Origin of the sequence: uncultured Draconibacterium sp., assembly GCF_913063105.1 — a bacterium.
Taxonomy (GTDB): Bacteria; Bacteroidota; Bacteroidia; order Bacteroidales; family Prolixibacteraceae; genus Draconibacterium.
The window spans coordinates 96,726-118,807 of the sequence record NZ_CAJXYQ010000013.1 but is presented as its reverse complement, the minus strand read 5'-3'; the positions used below and the strand labels follow the sequence as shown (position 1 = coordinate 118,807).

The window sequence follows — 22,082 nt, the reverse complement described above, 5'->3', positions numbered from 1 at the left end:
TCTGTCCCTTCATTACGTAGAAAGGATTGGTTAATGGTTGGTATTTTAAAGTAGGTGTTGGTGCAAAAATCGATAAAAAAAAGCATAGGTATGAAGAGAAAATTTGAATTGGATACGTTTCAGGAAAAAGAATTCCCGCTTTATGGAGGATATAATCCAGATAGGAAAAGGAGAGATTTTCACACAGAGGATCATTTTATTGTGCCGTGGGAATTAAAACACGAACAAACAAAGAAAGTTGCTAAAGTGTGGGAATAAGCAATTTATTTCGAATGGGTGTTTTCCCCTTACTTCCTATAAAAAATGTTAATGAAAACTCATGCGACCCATGGCTGTAATTTGATAACTCTGAAAGGGTATAATCAAAACTGTAGCCAAATTGGAATTTGTTTCGCACAAAGCCGATAAGTGCAATAAGTGCATCGGGGCGTGTATCAATATTATTCCTGAACCAGGCCCCAAACAATACTGATTTTTCAATCATATAAATACCAAGGTTTAGTTGTTTAAACGAACCCTGCTGTTGGTAAAGCACATTGGGCGAAAGGGTAAACCTGCGCGAGAGCAAATCATGATGAAAACGGTGTAAACGAGCTCCGGCATGAAGGGTCACTTTCATAGGAACTTTCCCTTTGTTGTCGCCTTCATAAATCGATTCGTTGGGTGTGTTTAAATGATGCACACTGGCGCCCCAAAAAACGCTGCGGTGCTGGCCAACGGCGCCAAAAGCAAAGTCAGGGTAACTTTTTGTTACTTCATCAACAGCACCAAACACACTGTTGCTAATGGTTCCGGTTAACTGGTCAATTTCTGATGGAAAAATTAAACTGTTTGTATCGAATTGTTTTACTACAACTCCGGCATTTAATCCCAGGGTCATAAAACTTTCCTTTCCCAGTTGTAAATGATATGAATATGCTAAAGTTGCCGAACTGCTCGTAATAATGTTATTCGGCTCCCGATCGTGGTAGGCCTGAAATCCAAGACCTGCATTTCGTTTTTTTAACAGGAAATCGTACGAGATAGCGTAAGTGGTAAACGAGTTTCCTTGTTGTGGCCATTGGTTACGATAATTAAAAACCAAACGGGGAAGCTCGCTGGTACCTGCAAATGCCGGATTTAAATGTAAAGGATTGGCAAAAAACTGAGAATACCCCGGATCTTGTGCAAAAGCGATACATGGAAACAGGAGAAAGAGAAATACCAGTTTTTTTAGGCTCATTAAGCTATTATTGGTTAAAAAGATGCGCCAAAATACAAAATCAAATTAGTTTTTATCGGGCGACCACGGATAATTTTTCGAATAATTAAAAGGAGGGACAATAATATGAAGCGACAATTCGCAAAGAAAAGCATTCGAGTCAGAAAGACCTGGAATACCCAGCCCCGTATTAATGTTTAAACGCACGTAATTATTCCGATAACCAAGCGTTCCGCCAAAGGTGTGAATTTGGTTGGTAAAGTCGTTTTGAATAAAAAATCCCCATGTTTTATTGGTGTGCTCCGACACCATGCGCAGGCGGCTAAAAATAAACTCTTCGTGGTAAAAAACAATTAATTCCGGCGACAACAAAAAGGGGCGGGAGTAAAGGTCCCGAATTTTTTTATTCATTTTTTTGGCCAGATATAAGGTAAGGCTTAACGGTGTGCTTTCCTCCAAAGGTTCGATGGCGTCCGTGGCAATGTCAAACCGATAAGGTACGGCAGCCGTAAGTCCCAACTGAAATTGTTCGCTCATCCACAAAAAACCTACCTGTGGTTTTATAAGGGCGTAGCGCAAAAATGCTTTGCCCGGCAAACTTGAAGCATCATCTTTATCAGTTAGTACCTCGTCAAGGAATGCAACAGACCATTGTTTGGTGCCTACTCCCAGGTTGGTACCTGCCGATAATAAAATCTCACCATTTTTTGTAGCGATTGGAAACCCGGAATAGGAGGCCCCAAACTGCGAGGTGCTTATATTTCTTTGGCTTATCAGTCCCTGTGAAAAACTTAATGCCACACCTCCTTTAAGTTTATCGGAGTAAGCGTCCCACGAGGCGTAAAAAAGGTTGTAGGTTTGTTCGCTGTTGATAAAATAATACTGGTTGCCCGTATGGTACGAATAATTGTTGTTGAGCCCGGCAAACGACGGATTTAAGGCTGCCCGGTTACCAAAGGGCAGAAGGTAGGTTTCGTTTTGCCCACTACTTCCGCTTGCCTGGCCCAGCAAAACACAAAAAACCAGTATTTTTATGGTGTTACGCAATGTCGCTAGGCTGTCAGGTAGATAATTTTAACAGTTCTTCAAGCAAGTAGGCCTTTTGTTCCTGGGCAAGCTTTAATGCGGCTGCAATTTTTAGCTTTAAGGGTTTCATTACATCCGGTGCCGGAAAATGTTCAAAATTTTCAATAACCGTAAATGCCTCAAAGGCCGTTTCCCAGTTTTCTGTAATAACCAGGTCGGTAAAAGTTTCTATATGTTCAGAAAAGTCAAGCCCGTTTTGCCAGCAAACCGTTGTTATCTTTTTTCGTATAGGTACATATTTTTCATTTTTCAGGGCATCCACAAAAAACGGTATGGAATTCTTGTCCTTAATAGTGCCCAGCAACTTTACTATTTCCTGCTCCACCTCTGGTTCGCAACCTGCAAGCAACAAATCAAATAAAATGGGCAGGTATTCCGCATTTCCTTGTTCTTTTAAAAGGTTTAACGCCTGCAAAACCTGTTTGCTGTCAGCAGAAAAGAGCTGACTGTTAATGGCCTGATCGACTTTTGTTTTCTTCATTCTTCCGTTTTTATCAGGGTGCAAATTTACGTTATTAAATGTGCGAAAACAAAGCAGTGAGGTAAATGTTTAATCAGATTACTTACCTTTACCGGGCACATGAAAAACATTGAAGAATTAAGGGAGGCAAATGTTGGGCGTTTAATGCTCAAATATTTTATACCTGCTTTTATCGGGGTTTTTGTAAATGCACTTTATAATATTGTCGATCGTATTTTTATTGGGCAAGGTGTTGGCGCTGAAGCTTTATCCGGTATTTCTGTAATTTTTCCCATAATGCTAATTATGATGGGTTTCGGGATGCTCATTGGTATCGGAGCCAGTGTTTATGTGTCGATAAACCTGGGGAAAAAGAATATGGAGCGTGCAGAACAAACCCTGGGTACGAGTTTGCTGCTCATGATTTTGGTTTCAATTATAATAATGATTGTGACTTACGCACTTAAAGTTCCTATTTTACGGTCGTTCGGGTCGACGGAAGAAACATTTCAATATGCCAACGATTACCTCAATATTATTTTGGCAGGCGTAGCTTTTATGGTAATAGGCTTCTCGTTAAATAATGTAATTCGTTCTGAAGGGAATGCGCGTGTGGCAATGGTGTCGATGCTAATCAGTTCGGTTACCAACATTATCCTCGATCCAATATTTATTTTTGTTTTTGATATGGGGGTAAAAGGAGCTGCTTATGCCACTGTAATCTCCATGTTTGTGTTAATGCTGTGGGTGTTGTATCATTTTACAAAAAGCAAGCGTGCGGTTGTTAGGCTGCAATTAAAATACCTCAACATTAAGTGGGATATTGTACTTGAAATTCTGGCAATTGGCATGGCACCGTTTTCCATGCAAATTGCCGGTAGTTTTGTACAAGGCCTTCTCAATAAAAAACTAATTGATTTTGGTGGCGACCTGGCCGTTGGAGCGATGGGGATTATAAACTCTGTTCTAACCCTGGTTATAATGGCAATTGTGGCCTTAAACATGGCTTCGCAACCCATTATTGGTTTTAATTATGGAGCCAAATCGGTTAAACGTATAAAAGATACTTTGCGAATATCGCTTATTGCAGCAACGCTTATTGCCATTGTTTCTTATGCTCTTCTTGAAGCCTTTCCTGGTGCAATTATTAAGGTTTTTAATAACGATAGCCAGGTACTTTATGAAATAGCAGTAAGAGGTCTCAGGCTGGTTGTTTTGGCATTGCCCCTTGTTGGATTTCAGGTGGTGGCATCTAATTTTTTCCAGGCCATTGGGAAGGCGGGGTTATCGATGTTCGCTACAATTTTCAGACAAGTTATCGGATTAATTCCACTGTTGTACATTCTGCCGCAGTTTTGGGCGATTGATGGAATTTGGCTCAGCTATCCCCTGGCTGATACCATGTCGGCTATCGTTGTTGGGTTTTTATTGGTTCGCGAATGGAAAAAACTGCCGCTTTTAGTTCAAAATAATGTTGTTGAAGAAAATTAATATTATTCTGTTTCCGGTATTGGTAATTTTTACAGCCTACCTGCTGTTTATTAATACCGATTTATTGGCCAGGAGTATCATTCCTGACCGGGAGCTGCCTTTTGGTAATTTCATTATTTGGTTGTTACTTACTTTGTATGCATTGTTAATGCTCCAGCTATTTCCTCAAAAAGAAACTAATGCTGTCAAAACAGTTATGGTTAAAATTTTGCAGCTAAATATTTTATTGGCACTGTTTTGGGGCCTGATTGCATTTTTGCTTTCCGGAAATTGGACTTTTTCGTTCAAAAATGCTCCTCTGGAATTTAAAAGCTGGCTAATTCTTACTGCTCTAGTCTTGTTAACTCCGTTAGTGGTGTATGCGGTTTTATTCCTACGGAATTTGTGGAAACGACTAAAACCCTAATTTTAATTTATAATGAAATTATGTTCTTTATTTGACTAAAGTCATAAAAGATTGTGATAATTAAAATTACATTTGTTCATTATGAATCAATAGTATATGTTATGGCAACTTCAACTATAAAAGTAAGCGGAGAAATGGGCCGTACTTTTAGCACTCAAATTAACTGTTCGCACCCATTTGTAATCGACCAGCCTAAAATGGCCGGAGGAAATGACGAAGGTCCCAACCCGTTAGAAATTTTTCTGAGTTCTTTACCCGCCTGCATTTGTGCAATTGGGCGAATTATTGCGCAGCAAAGGCGCATACCTCTTAAGGGAATTCGAGTAATGGCAGAAGGTGATATTGACAAAGACTTTTTGCTTGGAAAAACGACTGAAGGCAGAGCTGGGTTTACCGAAATAAGAAGCTATGTGCATATTGATGCTGATCTTTCGACAAAAGAAAAGGAAGAGCTGCTAAAGGAAATTGCATTGCGCTGCCCAATAGCAGATAATATTGCAAAAACCAGTGTAATTAAACCGGTTGTAGTAGAAGATGCAACTGTTTAAATAGTGAGATTTTAATGGTTCAGAGCCGCCTGATGAGGCGGCTCTTTTTTTATAGTTTTTCTTTAAGTGCCAAGCCGGTATACGATTGTTCCTTTTTTATAATCTCCTCAGGTGTTCCTTCAAAAACCAGTGTTCCCCCTTTATCACCACCTTCTGGACCAAGGTCAATAATCCAGTCGGCCGATTTAATAATATCCATGTTGTGCTCGATTACTAAAATGGAATGGCCACGAGAGATAAGCGCGTTAAATGAATCCAGTAGTTTTCGGATATCATGAAAGTGCAATCCCGTGGTTGGCTCGTCAAAAATGAATAGGGTAGGCGAGTCCTTCTCTTTTGCCAAAAACGAAGCAAGTTTAACACGCTGGCTTTCACCACCCGACAAAGTACTCGACGATTGTCCAAGTTTAATATAGCCTAAGCCTACATCTTGAAGTGGCTTCAGTCGTTTTGTAATCTTTTTTTCGGTCGAACTTTTTCCTTGTGCGAACAATTCAATAGCTTCGTTAACCGTAAGGTTTAAAATGTCATCAACATTCATCTCCCGGTAGCGCACATCCAATATGTCTTCCTTAAATCTTTTCCCGCCACAACTTTCGCATAAGAGGTAAACATCGGCCAAAAACTGCATTTCAACTTTAATTGTTCCTTCGCCCTGGCATTCATCGCAGCGGCCACCATCAACATTAAACGAAAAATGAGAAGGCTTAAGTCCCTGTATTTTTGCGGCCTGCTGTTCCGAAAATAACTTCCGAATCTCATCGTAAGCTTTCAGGTAGGTAACCGGGTTCGATCGTGATGACTTTCCTATAGGATTCTGGTCGATAAATTCTACCGCATTTATCATTTTGTAGTCGCCTAAAATGGCATCGTGGTGCCCTGTTTTTTCGCCGTAGCCACCAAGAATTTTTGTTAAACCCGGACTAAGAATTTTTGAAATAAGCGATGATTTTCCCGATCCGCTAACACCGGTGATAACAGTGAGGGTGTTCAGCGGGAATTTTACCGTTACATTTTTAAGGTTGTTTTCGCGTGCGCCAACCACTTCAATTGCATTGGTCCACTTACGCCGTTGATGGGGTAGCGGTATTTCTTCGGTTCCAACCAAATATTTGGTGGTTAAACTGGTCGGGCTTTCTTCCAGTTCTTTATGTGTTCCCTGAAAAACAACCTCGCCTCCGTGTTGACCGGCAAGCGGGCCAATATCGATTACAAGGTCGGCAGCACGGATAATGTCTTCATCGTGCTCAACAACCAATACCGTATTGCCAACTTTTTGTAAGCGGCGCAATACTTTTATTAGTTTTTCAGTATCTCTGGAGTGAAGCCCAATGCTGGGTTCATCTAAAATATAAAGCGAGCCCACCAGGCTGCTACCTAAGGATGTTGCCAGGTTTATGCGTTGCGATTCGCCACCCGACAAGGTTGACGAAAGTCGGTTTAAAGTAAGGTAACCCAAGCCCACATCGCATAAAAACTCGAGACGATTAGTGATTTCGATGAGTATGCGTTTAGCAACTTTTTGTTCGTGTGGGCTAAGCTCAAGTGAAGCGAAAAAACCGCGAAGCTCTGAAACCGGCATTAAAACCAATTCTTGCAACGATTTTCCGGCGACCTTTACATAAGCGGCTTCTTTTTTTAAGCGGCTTCCTTTGCACTCCGGACAAATGGTTTTTCCGCGGTAGCGCGATAACATTACCCGGTATTGAATTTTATAGCTGCCCTCTTCGAGGTGCTTAAAAAATTGATTGAGTCCTTCAAAATAGCCGTTGCCTGTCCAAATCAAAAACTTTTGTTCGTCGCTGAGTTCGTAAAAGGGCTTGTGTATCGGAAAATTGAATTTATCTGCGGTGTAAATAAGTTGGTTTTTCCATTTACTCATTTTTTCACCTTTCCAGCAGGCAATGGCATCCTGGTAAATCGATAATGATTTGTTCGGAATTACCAGGTCTTCATCAATCCCAATTACTTTGCCGTAACCCTCGCAGGTAGGACACGCGCCAACCGGGTTGTTAAAGCTGAACATGTGAACTGTTGGTTCTTCAAACTCAATTCCATCGGCTTCAAATCGGTTCGAGAAAATTTTTGTTTCAACACCTTCTTTCAGGTAAATTTTTACGGTGCATTCGCCATGGCCTTCAAAAAATGCTGTTTGAACCGAATCGGCCAACCTGCTTTGTGTGTCTTCATCGTGCTTCACCGCAATGCGGTCGATAACCAGGTTACAGGTATCCGAACATAACTTATCAGAATTGTTCTGAACAAGCTCATCAATACGCAGAATTTCGTTGTCGGTTTCAATGCGCGAAAATCCCTGTTGCATCAGCAATTCGATTTCCTGAAGCATGGTTCTTCCATTTTTTGCCGCTAGCGGAGCTGCAATAATTAAACGAGTACCTTCCTTAAAACCGTTTACAAAATCTACCACGTCGGTAACACTGTTGCGCGAAACCACTTGCCCCGATACCGGAGAGATAGTTTGTCCAACCCTTGCATAAAGTAATTTCAGGTAATCGTACACTTCGGTTGAAGTACCTACTGTTGATCGCGGATTACGTGTATTCACTTTTTGTTCGATGGCAATGGCAGGCGGTATGCCGTTAATAAAATCAACCTCGGGTTTATTTATTCGGCCTAAAAACTGACGTGCGTATGACGAAAGGCTTTCAACGTAACGCCGTTGCCCTTCTGCAAACAAAGTGTCGAAGGCCAGCGATGATTTCCCCGACCCCGAAACGCCTGTTACAACAATGAATTTGTTTCGTGGAATTTTTAGGCTTATATTTTTGAGATTATGAACTCTTGCGTTCTGAATCTCAATGTATTTAGCATTTTTGCTATTGGACATAATTTTTTAAGAAATGCGATAAAATGTTAAAAAAACTTGCTTTTGTCGGTAAAATGTTTCATTTTTGAACGGTACAAAATTAGAATAATAGTTTTACTTCACTAAAAATTAAACGCCTATAGATAAACTTTACTTTTTGTTTACACATAAATAGAAGGTAATGTTCAGACTAAGTAAACTGAACGATAATGAACTCGTTCAACGTTTTATACAAGGCGATCAAGAATCACTTGAGACATTAATAGTTAGACACAAAAGCAGAGTGTTTTCGTATATTTTGCTTATTGTCAAAAATCAGGAACTGGCGGAAGATATCTTTCAGGATACTTTTATTAAGGTTATCCGTTCCCTAAAAAGAGGAAAGTATATTGAAAACGGTAAGTTTGTATCCTGGGTGCTTCGGATTGCCCACAACCTGATTATCGATCATTTCAGAAAAGAAAAGCTGCAGGGTACCATATCAAACGACAGTACAGATGTAGATATTTTTAACTCGCAAAAGTTTTCAGAACAAACTATTGAGGATCAGATGGTGTATGCGCAAATTTTAAAAGAAGTGAAACACCTGGTAAATGAACTTCCTGAGGATCAGCAACAAGTAATTCATATGCGACACTACATGGGGCTGAGCTTTAAGGAAATTGCTGAGCAAACCGATGTAAGTATAAATACGGCCCTGGGGCGTATGCGGTATGCTTTAATAAATCTTCGAAAATTAATGGAAGAAAAAAAGCTGAACCTCACAGCTATTTAACTATTGTTAACACAATATTGAGGAGAGTAAGGCGTTTTAAAAGAAAATAATTTTAATGCCTATGATGGATTACTCTACCTTGATTTATTTTGTAAACAATATTCAAAGCGAATTTGAAAGTGAAACAAAACCGATGGATTTAGAACCATCAGACCAGTGTGTAAAAAACATACTGGATTTTGCCCGGTCGTATGATGTTTTAGAAAGCGAATTGACGGGACATGTTGAAATGAACTTGAATTAAAATTAAAGTAATGGATTTAAAAAAATCCTTCAGCTAAATTGCTGAAGGATTTTTTTTGCCCGCTGAAATTCGTAGCAATACATAACCAGCTAATCCTGCCACAAACGAGCCAAGTAAAATGCCCATTTTTGCAGAATTAATAAGAATCTCGTCGCTAAAGGCAAGGTTATTGATAAATAAAGCCATTGTAAATCCAAGCCCACCAAGCATGGATACGCCGGCCAGATTCATGTAATTGACATTTTTAGGTAGTTCTGAGAGTTTAAACTTTATAGCAATGAACGATACAAGGAAAATTCCCACAAACTTTCCAATTACAAGACTAAAAGCAATATTACTTGCCAGGGTGGTATTGGTATCTCCCGAAAAACTAAAAACTACACCGGCATTTGCAAAAGCAAATAATGGTAAAATTATAAAAGCTACCCAGCCATGCAGACGATGTTCGAGAAATTGAATGGGAGAGGCCGTTTTTTCGGTAAGTTCTTCCATCTGATCGATGGCATTTAATTGATGGTGATTAAGAATGGTTTTGTTCTCATCCTGATTATCACACTCCTGTTTAAAACCGTCAAGTATTTCTTTTCCTTTCTCATAAAAAATATTGGTGTTAATATGTCGATCAATAGGAATGGTAAGTGCCATTAGTACTCCGGCAATTGTTGAGTGAATTCCGGATTTCAGAAATAGCACCCAAACGATGGCGCCGGCAATAAAATATAAGTATTTTGTATAAAGTTTAAATCGCGTCAGAATGGCAAGCGCGACAACAATAGCTAAGCCAATTGCTATGTTGGCCCAAATTAATTTCGAGCTGTAAAAGAAAGCAATGACCAGTACTGCCCCCAGATCATCAATAATAGCAAAGGCCATTAAAAAAACTTTCAACCCAACCGGAACCCGCTTGCCGAGCAAGGTTAAAATACCGAGAGAAAATGCGATGTCGGTTGCCATTGGGATTCCCCATCCTTCCATTCCTGCATTTCCCTTATTTAAGGCTACAAAAAGGAGGGCGGGAAAAATCATTCCTCCGAGAGCTGCTAAAATAGGTAACGAAGCCTTTTTAATGTCGCTTAATTCTCCTATTAAAATTTCACGTTTTATTTCTAAACCAATTAGAAAAAAGAAAATGGCCATTAAGCCATCGTTTATCCATTTTAATACGGGTTTAGATAGCTCAAATCCAGGTAAACTAATAGTGACGTAATTTTTCCAGAAACCCAGAAAAGATTCACTTAAACTTGAGTTGGCCAGAACTAAAGCTGCAATGGAGGCTGTAAATAATATAATACTGCTTGATGTTTCAAGCTTAATAAATCGATTTATAGGTTCTTTTATGAATTTCATTTTTACTTTGTTTTAGGAAAAAACGTGAGTAAAGATAATTTGTTTAAAGAGATTAGTCAAATTGCAAAAATTATTTCGAGAATAAATATTGCCTGGTAAATATATTTTTCCGATATTTGATATCAAAATAATATCAAAATACTAAAAAATTAATGTCATGGAAAAACAATATTCTGCATTATCTGGTTATCTGTTCTTATTTCTGGAACTTGTTTTGTTGGTTTTAATCGTTTTTGGTTTTATGCGAGGAATGATTGGGCCCGCAATCGTCTTAATCCCTGTTTTTATCTTGGGAGCCATTGGTTTTACGGTAGTCGATCCGAATCAAAGTTGCGTAATGATTTTATTTGGAGCTTACCGCGGAACCATTAAAACCAATGGTTTCTATTGGGTAAACCCCTTTTTTGTTAAGAAAAAGATTTCGCTGCGTGCCCGTAATTTTGATAGCGAAACGATTAAGGTAAACGACAAATTGGGTAACCCGATAATGATTGGTTTAGTGTTGGTGTGGAAGGTGGAGGAAACCTATAAAGCTGCCTTTGGAGTAGATGAATACGAGCATTTTGTGGTGGTGCAAAGCGAGGCCGCTCTGCGAAAATTAGCCGGTATGTATCCGTATGACAATATTGAAGACGAATCGGCCAAAGTTACCTTGCGTGATGGTACCGAGGAAGTAAACGAGCAACTTGAAAAAGAAATTGTTGAACGACTGGAGATTGCGGGAATACACGTTATTGAAGCACGCATAAACCATATTGCTTATGCCCAGGAAATTGCGCAGGCCATGTTGAAACGTCAGCAGGCAACAGCAATCGTTGCTGCACGTTATAAAATTGTTGAAGGCGCTGTTAGTATGGTGGAAATGGCTCTCGAAGAACTCAGTCAGAAGCAAATTGTAGACCTTGATGAGGAGAAAAAAGCTACCATGGTTAGTAATTTAATGGTTGTATTATGTGGCGATAAGGATGCTACGCCGATTGTAAACACAGGAACCTTATATTAAAAACCATGGAAAAGGTTCTTTTTCAAGAAGAACAACGGTTTAACCAATGGTGGATGTGGCTTATAATTGGTTCAACTATTGCCTGTGTTGCCATACCTTTTGGTGTAGGAATTTACAACCAGAAGGTGTTAAATCGGCCATTTGGCGATAATCCAATGAGTACCGAAGGATTGATTGTTACCGGCTTGTCGTTGCTGCTGCTATTAGCTTTTGTTTTTTTTATAGTAATGCGTTTAAAACTTCGCACAAAAATTACAAGCGAAAAGCTTTATGTTTCCTTTCCGCCTTTAGTTCGAAAATGGAAAATAATAAAGCCTGAAGAAATTGCCAGCTATGCTGTGCGGCAGTATAAACCTAATTGGGAATATGGTGGTTACGGTATAAAGCGCAGGCGAAAATACGGAAGTGCATGGATTGTTTCGGGAAGAACCGGTTTGCAACTGCAGCTGATAAATGGAAAGAAATTTTTAATTGGAACACAAAAACAACAAGCTATCGAATACGCCATGCATAAGCTAATGAAAGAGGAGGAGTAAAATGGCGAAGAAAAAATCATTTGTATTAAGAGTAAGTCCTGAAATGATGGAAGCTGTGGAAAAATGGGCTGCCGATGATTTCAGGAGTATAAACGGCCAGTTGGAGTGGATTATACACCAGGCATTAAAAGATGCTAAACGTTTAAAAAAGGGTACAGGTAATGGGTAGGTACGAGCATTTAAAAACAACACCAAAGAAGAAAGTAAGCCCCATTAAAGAAATGCAAAGAATAGCGCTGGTGCTCATGATTTTGCTGGCACTGGTAGGACTGATTGTTCAGTTATTGCATGGTTTAAATAAAATATAAAATTTGCAAAAAAAATGAGTAGATACAGATATTCAGGGAGTAGGAAACCGCCAAAAAGAACGCTAACTTCAACACAGAAACGTTTTATTATGGCGGTGGTAATCGGATTGGTTTTAATTGCAGTTCAACTCGTAATTTATTTGAAAAACTGATACCAATTGGGTGAAAACAATTTTTTTTTAACAGAAAACCATGAAAAAACACTTTAGTTGTCCTAAATGCAGCAGCTGGGAGTACGAGGAAGATGAAATAAGAACCACCGGCTCCGGCTTTTCCCGTTTCTTTGATATACAAAACAGAAGATTTATTGCGATTTCGTGCAAACGCTGTGGCTATACCGAATTTTACAAAGGACGCAGGGGAAGCACAGCTGGTAGTATACTTGATTTTATTACCTCTTCCTGATTTGTAGCACCAGGGTGAATTGCACGTTAAAATAAGTAATGGATTATTTTTTGAGAGAAGGACTTATAAGGCTACTGCCGTTTCTTCATTCTCAGAACGGGCCACGGTAACCGCGCCACAGCTGTCGCTCCAAACGTTTACAGAAGTACGAAGCATGTCAAGCGGACGATCAACAGCCAAAATTAAGCCAATACCTTCAAGCGGAAGGCCAACAGCCGTTAGTACTACCGTTATCATCACCAGTCCGGCCATGGGGATTCCGGCGGCACCAATTGATGCCAGCAGAGCAGTAACAACAACAAAGGCTTGTTGTGCAATTGACAGTTCAACGCCATAAGCCTGTGCAATAAACATGGCTGCAACGCATTCGTATAAAGCTGTACCGTCCATATTTATGGTGGCCCCCAGTGGTAGGGTAAAGCTGGTAATTTTATTTGAAACGCCACTTTTGTGTTCAAGGGCTTCCATGGTTAGCGGCAATGTAGCGCTCGATGATGAGGTGGAGAAAGCTGTTAGCAAGGGAGTAGCCATATTTTGGAAATGGGCAAAAGGTTTTCCTTTTCCGATGAAACGAACAATTAATGGCAGAATGACAAAAGCATGAATGAGTAGTCCGCCGATAACGCAAAGGCTGTAAACAGCCAGGCTTCCGGCAATGTTGGCCAGTTGGTTGGCATTTCGGGCTACTTCGGCGGCAACAATTCCAAAAATTCCGAGTGGTGTAAATTTGATGATAAAAAGGGTAACCTTCATCATTACCTCAAAAATAGCATCAAAAAAAGTCTTTAATGTTCCCTTAAAAGGCTCGTCAACTCTGGTAATAAAATAGCCAAAAACAATGGCAAAAAAGATAACTGATAAAATGGTGCCTTGTGCCATTGCATCAACAATATTGTCGGGTACCAGGCGGTATAATATGTCTTTTACCGAACCTGCTTTTTCGCTTAAATCGTCAACGGGCTGGCTAAAACCCAGGTCGACACCAACGCCCGGTTTTATAAGGTTCACCAAAAATAAACCGGTTAAAATGGCCAGGGTGCTGGTTGCCAGGTAGTAAAGTAGGGTTTTTAGTCCCAGGCGCCCCAGGTTTTTTCCTTCGCCCATACTGGTTACTCCGCTAATAATGGAACTTAGGATCAAAGGAATAATAACCATTTTAAGCGCTCGCAAAAAAATATCTCCCATCCACGAAGTGTAATGGGTTGCAGCAGGTGCCAAATAGCCAAATAGTACGGCAAGAACCAATGCGATTAGAATTTGCCAGTGTAATTTCATTTTCAGAATTTGCATATGCTTTTATACTTCTGTTTTACGGATTTACCAGTTAAACTGCACGTTGCATCATGCATTTAAACCCAATGTTGATGCAAGTTTTAGTCAGGTGCGCTAATTTATCTTTTTTAAATGAAAGCACAAATTAATACCGTTTTCATTTAGATTTTTGACGGCGGCAGGACTGAAACCTATGACCAAAATTATTATTCAGGCTCGGTTTCCTGTTTTTTTTGCCGATAGAGTTGTTCCAGTTCAGTAACTTTATCGGGGAATTCCGCTGCGAGATTATTTATTTCAGTAGGGTCGTTTTGCAGGTTATATAATTCCCATTCGCTATTGTTTAGCTTTACAATTTTCCATTGGCCACTTCTGAACATTCTGAATTTATCGGTCCATCCCGACATAAAAAACTCAGGTTCTTCGCGTTGTTCTCCTTTTAAAACAGGTAAAAATGAGTTACCCTGTAGTGCCTGGGGCTCCATGCCATTTAATTTCGAGGGGAAATGTGTTTTGCTTGCTTCAAGTAAGGTTGGTACAATATCAACAATGTGGCCTTGCTGGTGGGTGAGCTGTCCCGCTTCAACCTGCTTCGGCCAACGCAGTATAAAGTGGGTTTGCGATCCGCCTTCGTGGCCGTACTGCTTAAAATATTTGTATGGGGTGTTACCCACGTTTGCCCAGGCTGCGCAAAGTGTTCTGAAACCTTCTGCTACTCCCGGAGGGTAGTCGAAATTGCGGTTGCTGTCGTAAGGACAGGAGCCATTGTCGGAAAGGTAAATAACGATGGTGTTGTCGGCAATGCCTTTTTCATCGAGGAAATTTAACACCCTCCCAATATTTTGGTCCATGCGGTCAACCATGGCAGCAAAAACCGACATTTCCAAATCCATTTCATCTTGCTCGCTTGCTGATAATGATTCCCATGGCCGATATTGTGGAATCTTGGCTCGTATTTCTTCATTGTCTTTAGGGTGACCTCTGAATTTGTTGATATTGGAACTTGGCGGACTAAGTTTTGTCTGCTCCGGAAAGTATTTTTTTTCTATAAGTCTTTGCAGTCGTTCTTCCCTAATCATATCCCAGCCCTTTTTGTAGGTTCCGCGGTATTTTTCAATGTCATCGGGGCGGGCCTGCAGCGGGTAATGTGCAGCACCGTAACCTAAAAACAAGAAAAACGGCTGTCCTTCGTCAACCGGTTTTTCCAGCCACTTTAGGGCATTATCGGTTAATACATCGGTTTTAAAAAAGGGTTTTTTCTCGTGATATATTTCACTTACGCCTACTTCTTTACCATTTAAAATAAAGGGATTAGACCACTTGCCGCCGGGAGGTTCAAAAAATTCATTCATCGCATGAAACGTAAGCGCCTGATCGGCAATGTTCGCCGCATACACCTGCTCTGGAGCCCATTTCATCCAGTGCTCTTTACCCGAATGAATGATGTAATAGCCCTCGTTTTTTAACAGTTGAGCAATGTTTACCGCCCTGGGGCCCCCCGTGTATAACCCGGTAAACAACGACGACCGCGATGGTTCGCATTTTGCCATATTGTAAAATTGCGCAAAGCGAATGCCTTCATCAGCCAGGCGATCAAGATGAGGTGTTTGGATTTCAGAGCCATACGGGCCAATGTCGGAATAACCAATATCGTCGCCAAGTATTACAATAATATTTGGGCGCTCTGTGCTTGTTACGTCAGTTTCAGTAACTTGTTTGTAAACAATAAAACTACCGAATATAAGTACCGAAATTATAGCCAGATTTATAAATACACGTTTCATCTTTTTAATTTTTTTGATTTCTAAATGTTCATTCGTCAGCTGACGGAGAAGACTTTCAGGAACTCACATAAATTTAAATCATTCTTGTTTTTGAATCTATGATTTAAATAGTTTATGTTCGTTTCATTGTAATGGTTTTTAGTTGTAATTCAATGACGATTGTTTTACCGAAAACACGTATGGTTTTAAATGAGAAACTGGAACAAATCAGGTTTCTCGTTCAGGTATTCGTAGATAAAACCATGCTCTTCCATGCGTTTTACCAAGCCGTTAAAATCTTCTTTGTTCTGAACCTCAATACCTATTACAGCCGGCCCTTTTTCGCGATTGGTTTTTTTTGAATATTCAAAATGAGTGACGTCATCGGTGGGGCCCAAAACTACATCAACAAAGGTACGAAGCGCTCCGGCTCGTTGAGGGAATCGAACAATAAAATAATGTTTCAGTCCCTCGTAAAGCAACGATCGTTCTTTTATTTCTTCGGTGCGGGTGATGTCGTTATTACTTCCGCTAACAACACAAACTACATTTTTGCCTTTTATCTGTTCTCGGAAAAAATCGAGGGCGGCAATCGACAGCGCCCCGGCCGGTTCAATAACAATGGCATCGCGGTTATAAAGCTCGAGTATTTTTGTGCAAATCTTCCCTTCGGGTACCGACTGATAGTTATCCACCACCTGCTTGCAAATTTCGAATGTAATGTTGCCCACCCGTTGCACCGCAGCACCATCAACAAATTTGTCTATTTTCTCCAGGGTAAGCACTTTATTTGCTTCAAGCGATTTTTGCATCGACGGAGCTCCGGCCGGCTCTACGCCAATTATTTTTGTGCCCGGACTAATCTGTTTAAAATAGGCTCCAACGCCTGCTGCCAGGCCTCCTCCGCCAATAGGGATAAACAAATAGTCGATGGTTTCTTTCGAATCCTGAAGTATTTCCAGGCCAACCGTTGCCTGCCCTTCAATGATTTGGGCATCATCAAAGGGATGAATGAAAGCCATGCTTGTTTTTTTCGCATCCTCCAATGCTGCGTAGTAAGCATCGTCATAAGTGTCGCCGGTAAGTACCACCTCCACATGGGTTTTTCCGAACATTTTTACCTGCTTTATTTTTTGTTTGGGCGTGGTTGATGGCATGTAAATTTTGCCTTCAATACCCAACAGTCTGCACGAGTAGGCAACCCCTTGTGCATGGTTCCCGGCACTGGCACAAACCACTCCTTTTTTTTGCTCGGCTTCGGTTAGCTGGGCAATTTTATTGTAGGCACCCCTGATTTTGTACGAGCGTACAATTTGTAGGTCTTCGCGTTTTAAAAATATGTTGGCATTAAATTCTTCTGATAGGTTTAGGTTTTTCTGAAGCGGGGTTTGTAACACAATTTCGCTGAGATTGTGTTTTGCCTTTGTTATGTCTTGAAGCTGAGGGAAATATGTTTTTACTATTGTCATTCTGTTTGAATTTTATACAAATATACGCGGGCTGGAACAATTTACAAACTCATATTATGTTTGCTAAATCTGAAAATAGTTTTAATTTCGAAACCGATTATAACCTTCAGTAATAAATCAGAGAATGAAACATTTATCGCGTGCTTTTGACGGACAAAACCAATGGTGGAAATACCTGGTGGTGATTGCAGTTGCCTTAATCGTTGGTCAGTTGGTTGGGGCTATTCCACTTGTTGTTGCTATGGGAATAGCTATTGCCATGAATGGAGGCGAGATGGCCACCCCCGACAATGCAATGAATTTTGCCGCCTACGGAATTGATCCAAATCTGGGGCTGGCGCTTATGGTAATACCTTTTATGGTTACGCTTGTTTTGGCCATTGTTTTAATAAAAGCCTTACATCAGCGCACGGCGGTTGATGTAGTAAATGGCGGAAGACCTTTCCGTTGGAATAGGTTTTGGCTGGGCATATTGGTATGGGGAGCAATAATGTTGTTGATTTTTGGGGCTCAATTGCTAATAAATCCCGGAGAGCTGGAGTTCCGTTTTAATGCCACCTCGTTTTTTATATTGGTGGTGGTGGCCATCTTGTTTATTCCTGTTCAGTCGAGTACCGAAGAGTTTATTTTCAGAGGTTACCTGGCGCAGGGTGTAGCCGGCTGGACCAAAAAAGGGTGGCTGGTAATTTTAATTCCATCGCTCTTATTTGCATTAATGCACGCGGCTAATCCCGAGGTTAAAGAACATGGTTTTTGGATGATGATGCCACAGTATTTTATTTTTGGGGTGGCTTTTGCCGTAATGGCTGTGCTGGATGATGGCATTGAACTGGCCATTGGCACACATGCTGTTAACAATACCCTTGGTGCTATTTTGGTTACCAGCAAAGAATCGGCCATTCAAACTCCTTCGTTGTTTTTCCAGAAAGAGGTTGATCCGGCCGGTGAGTTTGTTACTTTGTTTATTTCTTCGCTTATAATGTTGCTGGTATATAAACTTATACTGAAATGGGATTTTACTGTTCTTATAAATAAAGTGGAAAAAGAGGTGGAGTAGTTTACACCGCTTTTTTACGATACTGTCCAGGGGATAATTTGAAATGCTTTTTAAAAGCATAATTAAAGTACTGGTTTGATGAGAAACCACATTTGAAAGCCACATCAATAACTGGCATTTTTTTTTCTTTAAGTAAAATTTTGGCTGCCTTTCGTAAACGCAGGCGGTTTAGATATTCAATGGGCGAACAATTGGTTATTTCTTTGCAATAGTAGGTAAAACGAGTTACTCCCAACTGGCAATCGTTGGCCATTTTAACTACAGTCCATTCTTCCTCAAGGTTCTCTTTTACTGAGTTAAGAAATAATTCAACCGAACGTTTGCTCTCAATCAACGAATGGTCCAGTTCTACCGATTCGGCTTTTAAAATTTCCAGAAGAACAATAAGAAGCTGGTTGATTAAGATTTTAATTTTTGAGTCGAAAGGTTTTGACTGACTATGCTTTATGATATTCCCAATTTCAATAAAACAGTTTCTGAATTCGTTGTTTGCGTTCCAAACCGGCTGTTCGTTTTGGCGCAGGTAAAGTGTTAGTTCGTTTAAATCGTTATTGTTTAGTATAATCCAACTGGGCCATTCCCATTTTTGATGGGGATGCCGAACATTAACATCCAGAATCAGCCAATGCAACTTGCTGAGGTCTGCTACTGGGGCTCCGTGTCGGTGTGTAATCCAGGGGCGGGTAATGGTTATGTTGTTGGTTTGCAACTGGTACTCACTTCCCTTTATTTCAAAGCCAAGTGTTCCCGACTCCAGTAAACAAATTTCAATCCCTTCGTTGGTATGCCAGTCTAGTCCCCAGTTTTGCAACTTTTTAATGTCCCAGTAACCAATGCTTTTTACTCCTTCCAGTTCTCCTTCATGTAAGGCTTTACCCGGGTAGGTTCCGCGCCCAAGAGTAGTTAACTCCAGGTCGGCATTTAACCAGGCATCGCGCAATGGAGAACACGAATCAGCTTCATAAATCATATCGGTGGTGGGGTCGTAGTATTTTGGCACAGCATTTTCCATTTTTCAAAATTAAGAAATATTTCAATGGGGAATTTCGGAATTTTATTTGGATTGTGTTTTTTAGGTTTGTAGGGTAGAGAATTAACTAAATCAATAAAACAGAAATATCATGGCAATAAAAGTGGGATGCTTTGCTTTAATTAATCCGTTTGCAACCCTAGACAAACAATTAGACACCATTAAAGAATGGGGATTCAAGTACGCCGATTTAACCGACAGCTCTGACGGGGCTTGTTTAGGTGCAGAATATGGTTTTACGGCTTTAGCCAGTTTAGATGCCAATCCCTTCGACCTAAAACGAATGTTTGAAGACCGTGGCATTACAATGACCAGCGTTTGTGCTCATGCTAATTTGTTAGACCCTGCAGCGCCATTCCGCTACGGAACAGCACAACTGATGAAAGCCGTTAAAATTGCAGCAGCCATTGGGGTAAAGCACATTGTAACATCAGAGGGCGACCCAACAACCGGGTTTGGATATAATTTAACCGATGCCGAAGCTATTTTTTCAATTGCCGAAAAATTGAATGAACCACTTCGCATGGCAGCCGATTATGGTGTAAAAATTCTGATTGAACCACACGGTAAATATTCTGACTCGGTGGCACACATGGAAAAAATACTCGACCGTTGTAATGCTGAAGCCCTGGGAGTAAATCTAGATACCGGAAATTTGTGGCTCGGTGGTGGCGAACCCTTGGAAATGATTGAAAAGTTTGGTAATAAAATAGAACATGTACACTGGAAGGATTTGCCTGAAGAATTTGTAGAACAACGCGGTCAACTATTTGGCTGCGGAATGAGTCTCACCACTTTAGGACAGGGGGTTATTGGCATTGAAGAAATTTATACTAAGTTAGTTGAAAGTGGATTTGATGGCTATTCAACCCTTGAAATTGCAGGAGAAGAAGCCGTAAAAGGCAGCTACGAATTTTTGAAAAGTCTGGGAGCTGAATAAAGATATTGAAAAGTTTCTTCGCCGCCCAAAACCTCAGTAAGCATATCATTCTGGGCAGAGCGAGTAATCTTTTTAATGCTCAGTGAAGACTAATGAAACAAGCGTGAGAAGTAATTCACTCATAGGCGGTTTATTAAGTCATGCGAGTTCCAGGGGTATCGACCAGCAAATTTTAAACAGATATTATATGTGTTTGAAATACAAAATATTAACTTAATTATATTCAAGTGAGAAAGTAATGCTATCTGCGAATGAGACGAATTTTATTTTTGTTTTGGGTCGTTTTTGTTTTGTTGGGCTTCGAAAGTTCTGCAAAAATTAAAGTTCTGCTTTTAAGCGGAAGGAATAACCATGACTGGAAAACCTCAACACCTTTTTTGAAAAAAATGTACGAGAGTACCGGTTTGTTTGAGGTGAAAATTACTGAAAAACCGGAGCGGTTGTCGGGAGTAGATTTTACTGAAATTGATGTGGTGGTGAGTAACTGGAGTTCTTTTCCCGATAAAGAATACCGCTGGCCTGCTGAAACCGAACAGGCTTTGCTAAGTTTCATAAAAAATGGGGGCGGATTTTTAACGCTTCATGCTGCAACAACAGCCTTTTACAATTGGCCAGCGTTTAAAGAGATTTCAACCGGAGCCTGGATAAAAGAAACGAACCATGGGAAAAAATGCGAAGCCCGGGTTATTATCGAAAAACAAAAACATCCCATAACAAAAGGGATGGGTGATTTCTCAACTTTTGAAGAATTGTGGATGCAAGCTGAAGTAAATCCTTATTTTATGGTATTGGCCACGGCCAAAAATGAAAATACCAACAAAGCCGGATTGGGCAAACAACCCGTTATTTCTGTTTTTGAATACGGCAAAGGACGAATTTGCCACAACGCCCTGGGGCACGAGGTTCGGCAAATGCGAAACATCGGCTTTCAAACCTTAATGCTACGCGCCACCGAGTGGGCAGCTACTGGTAGGGTGAAACAAGAAATCCCGCAGGACTTAAAATCAAGGACTGAAACAGCGGTAAAGGCAAAGTATAAATGGGCAGAAACCGATTCTAGTTATGCTTTGCTAAACGGGGCGGATGTGCTGTGGCAATACAACTTCAGGGAAAAACATCAAAAACCACATTTTAATCCTGTTTTTTTGGGGCAGAATAACATGACTTGTGTAAGCCCCGACGACCATCACTGGCACGCCGGGCAATGGTTTTCGTGGAAATACATAAACGGTGTAAATTATTGGGAGTATGCGAATAATAAAGAATACCGCTCGGAAGGCATTAATGAAATTAAGGATATTCACTTTACCAGGAAGCCCGATTTTTCGGCTAAAATAGAATTAGAGATTGTTTATCATCCTGAAAATGGCAGGGCAGTTTTAGCCGAAACCCGAACAATTAATGTTGCCGCACCAAACGAAAAAGGTAAACTGAGTATGGATTATACCTTTGAATTTACCGCACTGGCCGAGGAGGTTGAACTGAATCGTACACCAATTGAAGGCGAACCCAATGGGAAAAACTGGGGCGGTTATGGTGGTTTGTCCATACGGTTTAACCAGAGTTTTTTCGATGCGTTTTTTATACCCAGTGGCACAGAGGCGGCATTACACGGTCAAAAACGAGATTGGTTTTATATGGGGGTCACTGGTCTTGACGGGAAAAAGGTAGGGGCGCAAATTATTATCCACCCAAATTCTAGGAGAGATGAGGCCGCCTGGTATTTAACCAACAGCGCAGAACTGCCCTTTTTCTATTTCAGCCCAGCATACCTGTTTGAGAAACCGTATAGTTTTTCAGAAGGTGAAAAATTGGTGTTAAATTACCGCATCAATCATATTGCCGGAGCGGTTAGCCTTGAACGATTAGAAGAGGAATATCAGCACTATAAAGAACATCTAAATCAATAAAATC

The 22,082-nt window shown here is 40.5% G+C and carries 23 protein-coding genes; 14 read left to right on the top strand and 9 right to left on the bottom strand.

Going from position 1 to position 22,082, the window contains the following annotated elements:
* Positions 1-90: 90 nt before the first annotated feature.
* On the top strand, positions 91-258 hold the full coding sequence (locus QZ574_RS13355) for a hypothetical protein (protein WP_297090306.1): 168 nt from the start codon (positions 91-93) through the stop codon (positions 256-258).
* Here the strand turns inward: QZ574_RS13355 and QZ574_RS13350 are convergent.
* The 3 genes from QZ574_RS13350 to QZ574_RS13340 are packed head-to-tail and all read right to left on the bottom strand — an operon-like array spanning position 242 to position 2,768.
* Positions 242-1,222: a type IX secretion system membrane protein PorP/SprF gene (locus QZ574_RS13350; protein WP_297090303.1), complete on the bottom strand. Its 981-nt coding sequence runs from the start codon at positions 1,220-1,222 to the stop codon at positions 242-244. The two genes, QZ574_RS13355 and QZ574_RS13350, sit on opposite strands and share 17 nt — an antisense overlap.
* A 45-nt stretch (positions 1,223-1,267) precedes the next feature.
* The gene (locus QZ574_RS13345) at positions 1,268-2,248 is read right to left on the bottom strand and encodes a type IX secretion system membrane protein PorP/SprF (protein ID WP_297090301.1); all 981 of its coding nucleotides are present in this window, start codon (positions 2,246-2,248) and stop codon (positions 1,268-1,270) included.
* Between the two features lie 13 nt (positions 2,249-2,261).
* Positions 2,262-2,768, bottom strand: coding sequence for a HEAT repeat domain-containing protein (locus QZ574_RS13340; protein ID WP_297090299.1), 507 nt, complete (start codon positions 2,766-2,768; stop codon positions 2,262-2,264).
* A gap of 99 nt (positions 2,769-2,867) precedes the next feature.
* Between QZ574_RS13340 and QZ574_RS13335 the strand changes: the two genes are divergently transcribed.
* The 3 genes from QZ574_RS13335 to QZ574_RS13325 all read left to right on the top strand — a co-directional run bounded on the left by QZ574_RS13335 (position 2,868) and on the right by QZ574_RS13325 (position 5,192).
* Entirely contained in the window at positions 2,868-4,238 is a 1,371-nt protein-coding gene (locus tag QZ574_RS13335; RefSeq protein WP_297090297.1) for an MATE family efflux transporter, read from the top strand.
* The gene (locus tag QZ574_RS13330; RefSeq protein WP_297090295.1) at positions 4,225-4,644 is read left to right on the top strand and encodes a hypothetical protein; all 420 of its coding nucleotides are present in this window, start codon (positions 4,225-4,227) and stop codon (positions 4,642-4,644) included. Before QZ574_RS13335 ends, QZ574_RS13330 begins: the two co-directional genes overlap by 14 nt.
* A 101-nt stretch (positions 4,645-4,745) precedes the next feature.
* On the top strand, positions 4,746-5,192 hold the full coding sequence (locus QZ574_RS13325; RefSeq protein ID WP_297090293.1) for an OsmC family protein: 447 nt from the start codon (positions 4,746-4,748) through the stop codon (positions 5,190-5,192).
* 49 nt (positions 5,193-5,241) lie between these two features.
* Here QZ574_RS13325 and uvrA read toward each other — a convergent pair whose 3' ends face one another.
* Positions 5,242-8,040 carry an excinuclease ABC subunit UvrA gene (gene uvrA, locus QZ574_RS13320; protein ID WP_297090291.1) on the bottom strand — a complete coding sequence of 933 codons (2,799 nt, stop codon included), beginning with the start codon at positions 8,038-8,040 and terminating at the stop codon, positions 5,242-5,244.
* A 160-nt stretch (positions 8,041-8,200) separates the two neighbouring features.
* Between uvrA and QZ574_RS13315 the strand changes: the two genes are divergently transcribed.
* Both QZ574_RS13315 and QZ574_RS13310 read left to right on the top strand, forming a co-directional pair.
* On the top strand, positions 8,201-8,794 hold the full coding sequence (locus QZ574_RS13315; RefSeq protein ID WP_297090289.1) for a sigma-70 family RNA polymerase sigma factor: 594 nt from the start codon (positions 8,201-8,203) through the stop codon (positions 8,792-8,794).
* Positions 8,795-8,849: 55 nt separating this feature from the next.
* Positions 8,850-9,038 carry a hypothetical protein gene (locus QZ574_RS13310; protein WP_297090286.1) on the top strand — a complete coding sequence of 63 codons (189 nt, stop codon included), beginning with the start codon at positions 8,850-8,852 and terminating at the stop codon, positions 9,036-9,038.
* 33 nt (positions 9,039-9,071) lie between these two features.
* On the opposite strand, the gene nhaA is transcribed toward QZ574_RS13310, so the two are convergent.
* Positions 9,072-10,385 (bottom strand): Na+/H+ antiporter NhaA, encoded by a 1,314-nt coding sequence (gene nhaA, locus QZ574_RS13305; protein ID WP_297090284.1) that lies wholly within the window; start codon positions 10,383-10,385, stop codon positions 9,072-9,074.
* Positions 10,386-10,542: 157 nt separating this feature from the next.
* Between nhaA and QZ574_RS13300 the strand changes: the two genes are divergently transcribed.
* The 5 genes from QZ574_RS13300 to QZ574_RS13280 all read left to right on the top strand — a co-directional run bounded on the left by QZ574_RS13300 (position 10,543) and on the right by QZ574_RS13280 (position 12,637).
* Entirely contained in the window at positions 10,543-11,388 is an 846-nt protein-coding gene (locus QZ574_RS13300) for an SPFH domain-containing protein (protein WP_297090282.1), read from the top strand.
* A 5-nt stretch (positions 11,389-11,393) separates the two neighbouring features.
* On the top strand, positions 11,394-11,924 hold the full coding sequence (locus QZ574_RS13295; RefSeq protein ID WP_297090279.1) for a hypothetical protein: 531 nt from the start codon (positions 11,394-11,396) through the stop codon (positions 11,922-11,924).
* A 1-nt stretch (position 11,925) separates the two neighbouring features.
* On the top strand, positions 11,926-12,093 hold the full coding sequence (locus QZ574_RS13290; protein ID WP_297090276.1) for an Arc family DNA-binding protein: 168 nt from the start codon (positions 11,926-11,928) through the stop codon (positions 12,091-12,093).
* A complete protein-coding gene (locus QZ574_RS13285; protein ID WP_297090275.1) occupies positions 12,086-12,232 on the top strand; it encodes a hypothetical protein in 147 nt (48 codons plus the stop codon). Before QZ574_RS13290 ends, QZ574_RS13285 begins: the two co-directional genes overlap by 8 nt.
* Positions 12,233-12,424: 192 nt before the next feature.
* Positions 12,425-12,637 (top strand): zinc ribbon domain-containing protein, encoded by a 213-nt coding sequence (locus tag QZ574_RS13280; RefSeq protein ID WP_297090273.1) that lies wholly within the window; start codon positions 12,425-12,427, stop codon positions 12,635-12,637.
* Positions 12,638-12,700: 63 nt separating this feature from the next.
* On the opposite strand, the gene QZ574_RS13275 is transcribed toward QZ574_RS13280, so the two are convergent.
* The 3 genes from QZ574_RS13275 to ilvA all read right to left on the bottom strand — a co-directional run bounded on the left by QZ574_RS13275 (position 12,701) and on the right by ilvA (position 17,141).
* Positions 12,701-13,912 (bottom strand): dicarboxylate/amino acid:cation symporter, encoded by a 1,212-nt coding sequence (locus tag QZ574_RS13275; RefSeq protein WP_297090270.1) that lies wholly within the window; start codon positions 13,910-13,912, stop codon positions 12,701-12,703.
* A 203-nt stretch (positions 13,913-14,115) separates the two neighbouring features.
* A complete protein-coding gene (locus tag QZ574_RS13270; protein ID WP_297090268.1) occupies positions 14,116-15,693 on the bottom strand; it encodes an arylsulfatase in 1,578 nt (525 codons plus the stop codon).
* A 185-nt stretch (positions 15,694-15,878) separates the two neighbouring features.
* Positions 15,879-17,141 carry a threonine ammonia-lyase gene (gene ilvA / locus QZ574_RS13265; protein WP_297090266.1) on the bottom strand — a complete coding sequence of 421 codons (1,263 nt, stop codon included), beginning with the start codon at positions 17,139-17,141 and terminating at the stop codon, positions 15,879-15,881.
* A 124-nt stretch (positions 17,142-17,265) separates the two neighbouring features.
* On the opposite strand from ilvA, the gene QZ574_RS13260 reads away from it, so the two are divergent.
* The gene (locus tag QZ574_RS13260) at positions 17,266-18,198 is read left to right on the top strand and encodes a CPBP family intramembrane glutamic endopeptidase (protein ID WP_297090264.1); all 933 of its coding nucleotides are present in this window, start codon (positions 17,266-17,268) and stop codon (positions 18,196-18,198) included.
* A gap of 1 nt (position 18,199) precedes the next feature.
* Here the strand turns inward: QZ574_RS13260 and QZ574_RS13255 are convergent, their stop codons facing one another.
* Positions 18,200-19,210, bottom strand: coding sequence for an AraC family transcriptional regulator (locus QZ574_RS13255; RefSeq protein ID WP_297090262.1), 1,011 nt, complete (start codon positions 19,208-19,210; stop codon positions 18,200-18,202).
* A gap of 109 nt (positions 19,211-19,319) precedes the next feature.
* On the opposite strand from QZ574_RS13255, the gene QZ574_RS13250 reads away from it, so the two are divergent.
* Positions 19,320-20,168 (top strand): sugar phosphate isomerase/epimerase family protein, encoded by an 849-nt coding sequence (locus QZ574_RS13250; RefSeq protein WP_297090260.1) that lies wholly within the window; start codon positions 19,320-19,322, stop codon positions 20,166-20,168.
* A gap of 251 nt (positions 20,169-20,419) precedes the next feature.
* Positions 20,420-22,078: a DUF6807 family protein gene (locus QZ574_RS13245; protein ID WP_297090258.1), complete on the top strand. Its 1,659-nt coding sequence runs from the start codon at positions 20,420-20,422 to the stop codon at positions 22,076-22,078.
* Positions 22,079-22,082 lie beyond the last annotated feature (4 nt).